We start from the raw sequence: 7,286 nt of genomic DNA on the forward strand, positions 1-7,286 counted from the left end.
AAGAGCATGAATTCATCGCCGGGGATTTGATGTACTTAGCGCCGGGGATGAAATAGTTCAACTCCCGACTCCCGACTCCCGACTCCCGACTCCCGAAATTGTACTTTCTCTCGCCGAAGTGCAACCATCGGGAGTGTGTGCCACTTCTTGTGTATCTGTGTGCCAATGTCAATAATATTAGTATGTTACTTTTGGGAAAGTATGTTATCTTGGTATTGTACTTAATTTAACAAGTAACATACTATGGCCACTGACAAGAAACATATCGCCGTTTATCTTGCACCCGAAGTCGAGCAAGCGCTGATTGCGTTCTGCGAGAGTAAAGGCTTGATATCCAAGAAGGGAACTATGTTTAGCGCTGGTGTTAATACTGCACTGGCTGAATTTTTTGGTACAGCGGCCTATGCTACCGTAATCGAAAAAGGTAACACACTATCAGTTGGCAGTAACATACCCTCTAAACTTAGTAACATACCAGACAAGCTGCTTAGTAACATACCTGACAACACTGGTAGCATACTAAGTAACATACCATCTGAAACCCTTGCGGTAGAGGTATTGCCGGGAAAACTCCGAGCCTGAGTGATTCAATCTCACCATCACTCAGGCAAGAATTAGAGGAAGTGAAAGCCGATAGAGCCAAACTCCTAGAATCCAGCATCCAGATAAAGACTAGGCTAGAAAAAGAAGTGCGAGAACTCCGATCGCAGCTTCAAACAGAAAAAGCTCGCTGGGCTGATGTAGAGGAAGAACTTCAAGCGAGGGACAAAACGTGCGCCAATCTTCAAGGGCAACTCTCCGACCGAGACGCAATAATTGCAGAATTACGATCGGAGCTGGCAGACCTGAAACAAAAATCGGTCGCTGCCAGAGACTCAACAGAGAAAGCTCCTAAAATCCTAAGTCTCATCAAGCCCTGGTTATCTCCCAAAGCTCCTAAGAATTTGCTCTCGAAACTGGAGGAAGTTTTGGAGGATGATTGAGGAGTCCTGAGCTACATCCCAGGAAATTAGGAGGCTACCGCCCCGGTTAACTTCGGGGCTTCCCTCAAGACACTAGATATGGTGTGGAATAACCTATTGAAGCTGCATTGCTACTAGATATAGTGTTTTAGGTTTTAGTTTCTAGATTTTAGATTCTAGAATTCAACACCAGGGCGTGCGAAAACTTTACAATTCCGGCTTGACAAGGGGCTGAGAAAGAGCGATCGTAAGTAACAGAAGTTCTCTGCGCGGTTAACCCGGTGCGATCAACACCAGATTAACTACGACTTCTACAAACGTTCAAAGACAACGCTTGGAGCCTAAATATAATGCCACATTCAGCCGATTGCCCGGAGGGGCGATCGCAATTATTTACGTTCGCTCGGCGCGACTTCCTGCAAAAAGTAGCGTCGCTCACTTCGCTTTGCCTGTTGCCTAAGTCTCAGCCTCGCTCTCTCTATCCCTCTCCAGAATTCAAGATTGGTGATTTGGTTGCCCAGGACTGGGAGTCAGATGATGATGAAGCTCCAGAGTTTGCCACGGACTTTGGTGAAATTCTAGGGATGCGCTGGATTCCAGAACCTGATGGCTATTGCTCGGTTTCTAATACTTGGGTTTATTTTGTCAGGTGGACTCACAGCAATTGTCCCGGTATTCTCCCTGAACCCTATTCTGACGGCGAACTGACGCTGGATTCTGACTTGAGGCTTGTCAATCATGTCTAAGCCTATGCTCTCGCGCCGCCGAATCGAACATCTCAAACAGCTTGCATACGATTGCAATCTCACGAACGAGCAAGCGCGAACTTTCGGAAAACTTACAGCGACGGCAACGTGGGAAAAACTGTTGACCTCGCACGGGTTAGAGTTCGATCGCAAAATTGAAACCACTTACAACACGGTAGCGGTCGCTAACCAGGAATCGCCCCGCCAGATTAATTTGCTGGAATGGGTGGATTTTGGGCAACTAATAGCAGTCACTCTCGCATCGGCGGGGCTTTCCGTGCTGATTCTCTGTTTGTGGCCTCGGATTAATCCCCTAAATCTTTTCCCTTCGATCAAGATTCAAATTCAAATTGGAGCAACAAAATAATGAGTCTACAACTCCGACTATTTGGCGGCGGTAAATCCGACGCTGGCAAACTTTCAGCAACAAACGACGGCAACCACAGCATTGATAAATCTAAGGTATTGGCACAAACCGATGCCGCCGTCATCACTCCCACAAATCCCGGTAATTTTGGATCAATCCGATCGGTTCCCGTAGTTCCTAATCCCATGTACTTTTCCCGCGACCAAGCGGACGCGGTGAAGGACTTGAAAAAGGAAAAAGTCGAAGGGGCCCGAATCACCAAAGGGGTTTACAAAGACTTAGGGAAGATCGAGGAAGCCGATGCCGTGGTACACAAAGCCCATAGGAAATACGAAGGCTCAGTCGCGGAGAACGAATTAAAGAAAGTTCGCGGCAACGCTTCCCTCGCTAAAAAACTCCACGGGATGCGATCAGGATATGCTCGGCTCGGCATGGGAATCGACAAAGCAGATTCCGATGCACGGACTCGGATTGATGCGATTAAAACCAAACTGACAGCAGGGGCGAACTAATGAGAAATCATCAACTATGGGATTTTGTGCGGCCATGCACCGAATATCCTGACTCTATTTGGCGAGTGATCGAAATTCTCCCGAACAACCGCCTGATTGCCGAACTTCGACCGGGCTGTCTAGAGCCGGTTCGTGTCCATCGGATTGAAGCAGATTTCGATCACTTCATATCCCTTGAAGAAGAGGAGGAAGAGTAATGCGAGCGATGTATCTGGCAAACTATTTTGTCGCCGGGTGCATCGCTTCCTCCCTTCTGGGATGGGTAGCGAGTTTGCATCCGATGGCTATGAGGGCGATCGCCTTTTTGGCAGCAGCAGCATTTATTTTGTGGGGTCTGTGCTGGCTGCTAGATTTCTCTGTTAGCGGCTGGCTCAAAATTTCAGTCACCAATCTACAAGCGCTTTTACTGGCCGGCTTGGCTTCGATCGCGATCGGTGCGGGGGTGTTTTTATGCAGCTAAAAATGTTTGTACTGTCTGGCGCTGCTGTTGCCCTCTGGTTAGTTCCGTTGGTTGGGCTTGATAAAAGAGTTAGCTGGCACAAGGCAATTCAGGGATTATCACTTGGTGGCGCTGTGGCTTGTGCCGTGGGTGCGGGTAGCATCGCCCGTAAATTGGCAGAGGAAAATGAGATTGAGGAATGGAAAACCAGGGCGATTAAGGCTGACGTAGCTGATGAAATTGCCGTTTCCACCTATGTAAGTCAGCAGTCAAGACAGCAGGAAGCTGAGGCAATTTTAGCGACTCCGGCTACCGACGTGGAAGAAGCTCGGAAAACATTGGAAACCCTTTATAGCTCTGACTCTGAGGAAGAAGCGGAAACCGCAATTACCACGACTAACGATGAAACCGCCGAACTAGCTAGGAAACTGTATGCGGAAATCAAGGAAGCGCAGGAAGTCGGCAAAACTAAAACATGGATTGTCGAAAATATTCTCAAGATGAAGGGGAGGAAGTTCGCAGAGGGCAAAGCAAAATTACAAGCGCTGTTGAGTCAGTTTGAGGGGGGGTAAAAATCAGCTCAGAAATATTCAGAAACAATTCGTCGATGTATAACATCGACGTAACGCAACCTTGCTGAAGACGTTCTCTAGATAAGTGTTCCAGAGCCTGCAAGTTGTAGCGGATTATTGAAGTCTTCCGAGAGCGGAGGGGAAGCTAAATTCCCTCTATTTCCCTAAAATCACCCTATCACTGAAACCCTTGCGCTGTCTGCGTTTCCCTCCAGAAACTCACTCGTCGATGTAATAGGTCGAAGTCGTAGAGACTGAGGAAGTAAGCGAGAGACAATTTTGGTGCCAAAGTTAAGAACCGATGTAGCCGTTTTCAAGCGAACAGGTAAAATCAAACAATGGACTTAATAGAGCAAAGAGCACTGGTACAACAATTTTGGGGCAAATGTCCTCAAGACGAATATTGGGCATTTTTTTGGGAGCGCCAGAGAGAGCTTTCATGGAACCGCCCGGCTTTCGTAAAACTTGCCATGCGACTTTCTAATGAAATTTTTCTTGCAGCCCTCAACGATAAGCGGAGCCTAGATAAATCTTTCAGGTATGTAGATAGCCGAGTAGGAGCTATCCTTCCTGGCGCTCGCAGACCCAGATTTTGCTCTATTAAGGATTATTTCGATAAAAACCCTGATACCTTCCTAGCTTCAATTAGAAGTTTGGCTGAGTTCAGGAGTTTTATCGAGGGTCTAGAACCATCTCAGGTCAAACCTTACGAGAGTCCTCCCAAGATTTTTGTCCCATTACCCGACGCCGAAATAGGTGGCTGTGCTCGCAATGACAGCCTAATCGCACCCCTAGTCAACTAGCGGGGCGGTTTTCCAATTACGCTCAAATTTTCCAAAATCTAGACACCAAAAAACCGCTGCACTCAATTGGAACCTGAATCAGCGGCTCTTTGATTTCCCACAATTCAACTCGTTTAGAGCGAGCTAAATCTATGTCCGACAATTTTAACTCGATCGACATCCACATTTCAAGTGAATTAATTCTACCTAATCCCGATGAAGTTTGTCAAGATTCTGAATTAACAAAAGTAGTCAAACCTACTCAAACTTACTCACTCTCGGAAAAGCACATGGTGGAATGGTGCGAGGGTTCCGGTGTCTCAGAGGCGATCGCACGTCGGGCAGTCAAGTACCTGCGAGACCGCAAAGTAATAGCACACCGCATCGGATGGGCGGTATATGCTGACGAGTATTCTCTAGGCTGGTTCGCGTCTGGGTTAGACCTCGCAACAATGAAGCCTCAATCCTTCGGACAATTCAAGCCCGACATAGCCATTCAATTCCCAGAGAAAGAGAAGCCCACAAAATACTTATCTGACAAGGGGCATCCCTACGATGCGATCGCACTACCGCACCCCGATAAAAATTTTTGGCAGCGGGTTTTGGATGACGTGTCTATCATTGTTGACCTTGACGAAGGAACGAAGAAGTCAGGAGCGGGGATGACTTGCGGACTCCCTTCATTAGCGCTCTGCGGTGTTGCAATGTGGCAAAGCAAAGGTGAAATTGTCCCAAACTTAGCGGCGGTTGCAGTTCCGGGCCGGACAATTCGTGTCCGGTTTGACATGGACGTACTGACTAAAAAAGAGGTACGGCTTGAGATCAAGAAACTCGTCAAAGCCTTAGAAAAACGTGGATGCAACGTTTTGATTGCAATGTGGAATCCTGAGCTAGGCTTAAAAATTGACGATGTGAAAGTTAAGCACGGCCCGGAGATGGTACACAAAATCATGAGTGAAGCTCAACCTTATCCCCAGTGGCTCCAGGCTCTTGAGGCTCAGATGAAAGAATCTGATAGCGGTACGGTCGAAGGCAAGAAGGGGAAAAAGGAATTACCCCCGCCAAGTGCTATCGCAGAGGAACTAGCAGAAATTTACCGAGATAAGTTGGCGTGGGAATCAGAGTATCAACTCTGGCGGCACTACAGCGCCAAACACGAGGGCCTGTGGGACATAGAAACCCCTGAGACTGTGCGGGGATTGATTCATGCTCACTTGCGCTCAAAAGATTTGCCGGGATTCAATGCTGGCTATGTCAGTTCGATCGCAACCATCCTGCAATCTGACTTAGAAGTCACCGACTGGAACGAACAAGAAGAATTAATCCCTTTACTGGACGGCGTTCTAGACCGTGCTACACAGCAACTGTTGCCGCACAAACCAGGTTATCGATTTAATTGGCAACTGCCTTATAAATGGAGCGGTCACGCAATCGGATGCAAACCAATTGAGGAATTCTTGTTCAAAATCACAGGGGACAAGACTATCGCAGAAGTGCTACTGGCCTTTCTTTCGGCTATTGTTACCCGTCGAGCAGACTTACAGCGCTACCTTGAGCTGATCGGTGGCGGGGGCACTGGCAAGTCTACCCTTATGGCGCTGGCACGGCTTTTAACGGGAAGTGATAATACCGTATCAAGCCAACTCAAGCATCTGGAAAATAACCAATTTGAAACAGCCAAATTCTACGGTAAAGTTTTGGCGTTATTTCCCGACTCTGAGCGCTGGCAGGGTGAGGTTAGCGTCCTCAAGCAACTGACGGGACAAGACCCTATCCGTTACGAGCGGAAAGGCGTTCAACAGTGTCGCGACTTCATCTTTAAAGGCATGGTGATTTTGAGCGCTAATGAAGCGCCGGAGAGTCGAGATTTAACCAGCGGCCAAGAGCGACGCAAGCTAACTATTTCCCTTGATACCCGCGTTCCAGAGTACGAAGGTCGCAACTTGATCAAAGAATTTGAGCCATACTTGCCCGGTCTTTTGAAACGAGTTTTAGATATTCCGGCCTCAGAGGTAACACGACTCATTAAACACACCGATCGGGAAGTGCCAGCCCTAGCGCAAGTGAAGTGGAGGCAACTGTGCGAAACCAACCCGATAGCCGGATGGTTGGAAGAAAAAGCCGTTATCAGCCCTGATGCCAAAGGATACGTCGGACTAGGCGACATCGAGCAAGCCGGTCGCTGGTTGTACGCCAATTTCTGCAAATACCAACAAGAGAACGGACACAAAAACACTGTGCCGATGAAGAGGTTCTCCCTCAACTTACGAGACTTGCTCAAAAATCAAATGAAGGTTGCCATCGTGGAGGGCCGCGACCGCGACGGGAGTTATATCGAGGGCTTAGGGCTTCGATGTCGGCTAGACCCTACAGGCGAAATTTACCCCTGTCCCGTCACCAAAAAGCCATTTTGTGATGGATTTGTGATGGATTGTGATGGGTCGGTGACGGTTGAAAGCCTTACGGATGTCGGATTTGACGGATATGCTGGATTTTCTCAAAATTCTAATGACACAGCAAAAAAAATCTCCCCAGACACGTCAAAAAAAGAATTTTGTGAGGTAGGGGGTGAGGAAAAACCGTCAAATCCGTCAAATCCAACACCTGTAAACATCCCAGCCGTCACAAACCCGTCACAAACCCGTCACAAACCCGTCACAAACCCGTCACAAACCCATCAGCCAAAAATTCTTGAGGTAGGCGATCGAGTGGTAGTTAAGGATTTAGGCGGTCAGTTTCACGGCGTGAGAGGTGAAATTATCAAAGTTCACTTTTACCCTACTCGCACGGGTCTGTTAGTGAAATTCGATAAGCAAGTCGCTTTTATTCAAGAGCATGAATTCATCGCCGGGGATTTGATGTACTTAGCGCCGGGGATGAAATAGTTCAACTCCCGACTCCCGACT

Annotated in this window: 8 protein-coding genes; all 8 read left to right on the forward strand. The window is 47.8% G+C overall.

The genetic code is table 11. The features are described from left to right. The first annotated feature begins 623 nt into the window (after positions 1 to 623). The 8 genes from QUB37_RS28830 (at position 624) to QUB37_RS28865 (ending at position 7,265) form a co-directional block, all read left to right on the forward strand. The gene (locus tag QUB37_RS28830) at positions 624 to 983 is read left to right on the forward strand and encodes a hypothetical protein (protein WP_333168596.1); all 360 of its coding nucleotides are present in this window, start codon (positions 624 to 626) and stop codon (positions 981 to 983) included. A gap of 329 nt (positions 984 to 1,312) precedes the next feature. Next, a complete protein-coding gene (locus QUB37_RS28835; protein WP_333168597.1) occupies positions 1,313 to 1,708 on the forward strand; it encodes a hypothetical protein in 396 nt (131 codons plus the stop codon). After that, the gene (locus QUB37_RS28840) at positions 1,701 to 2,075 is read left to right on the forward strand and encodes a hypothetical protein (protein WP_333168598.1); all 375 of its coding nucleotides are present in this window, start codon (positions 1,701 to 1,703) and stop codon (positions 2,073 to 2,075) included. Before QUB37_RS28835 ends, QUB37_RS28840 begins: the two co-directional genes overlap by 8 nt. Beyond that, a complete protein-coding gene (locus QUB37_RS28845) occupies positions 2,075 to 2,587 on the forward strand; it encodes a hypothetical protein (protein ID WP_333168599.1) in 513 nt (170 codons plus the stop codon). The genes QUB37_RS28840 and QUB37_RS28845 overlap by 1 nt, the downstream gene beginning before the upstream one ends. A 196-nt stretch (positions 2,588 to 2,783) precedes the next feature. Continuing rightward, positions 2,784 to 3,047, forward strand: coding sequence for a hypothetical protein (locus QUB37_RS28850; protein ID WP_333168600.1), 264 nt, complete (start codon positions 2,784 to 2,786; stop codon positions 3,045 to 3,047). 2 nt (positions 3,048 to 3,049) lie between these two features. Continuing rightward, on the forward strand, positions 3,050 to 3,598 hold the full coding sequence (locus tag QUB37_RS28855) for a hypothetical protein (RefSeq protein WP_333168601.1): 549 nt from the start codon (positions 3,050 to 3,052) through the stop codon (positions 3,596 to 3,598). Between the two features lie 338 nt (positions 3,599 to 3,936). Next, positions 3,937 to 4,401: a hypothetical protein gene (locus tag QUB37_RS28860; RefSeq protein WP_333168602.1), complete on the forward strand. Its 465-nt coding sequence runs from the start codon at positions 3,937 to 3,939 to the stop codon at positions 4,399 to 4,401. A 131-nt stretch (positions 4,402 to 4,532) separates the two neighbouring features. Beyond that, entirely contained in the window at positions 4,533 to 7,265 is a 2,733-nt protein-coding gene (locus QUB37_RS28865; protein ID WP_333168603.1) for a DUF3854 domain-containing protein, read from the forward strand. The last annotated feature ends 21 nt before the right edge of the window (positions 7,266 to 7,286 follow it).

Source organism: Microcoleus sp. AT3-A2 (assembly GCF_036705685.1).
GTDB lineage: Bacteria > Cyanobacteriota > Cyanobacteriia > Cyanobacteriales > Microcoleaceae > Microcoleus.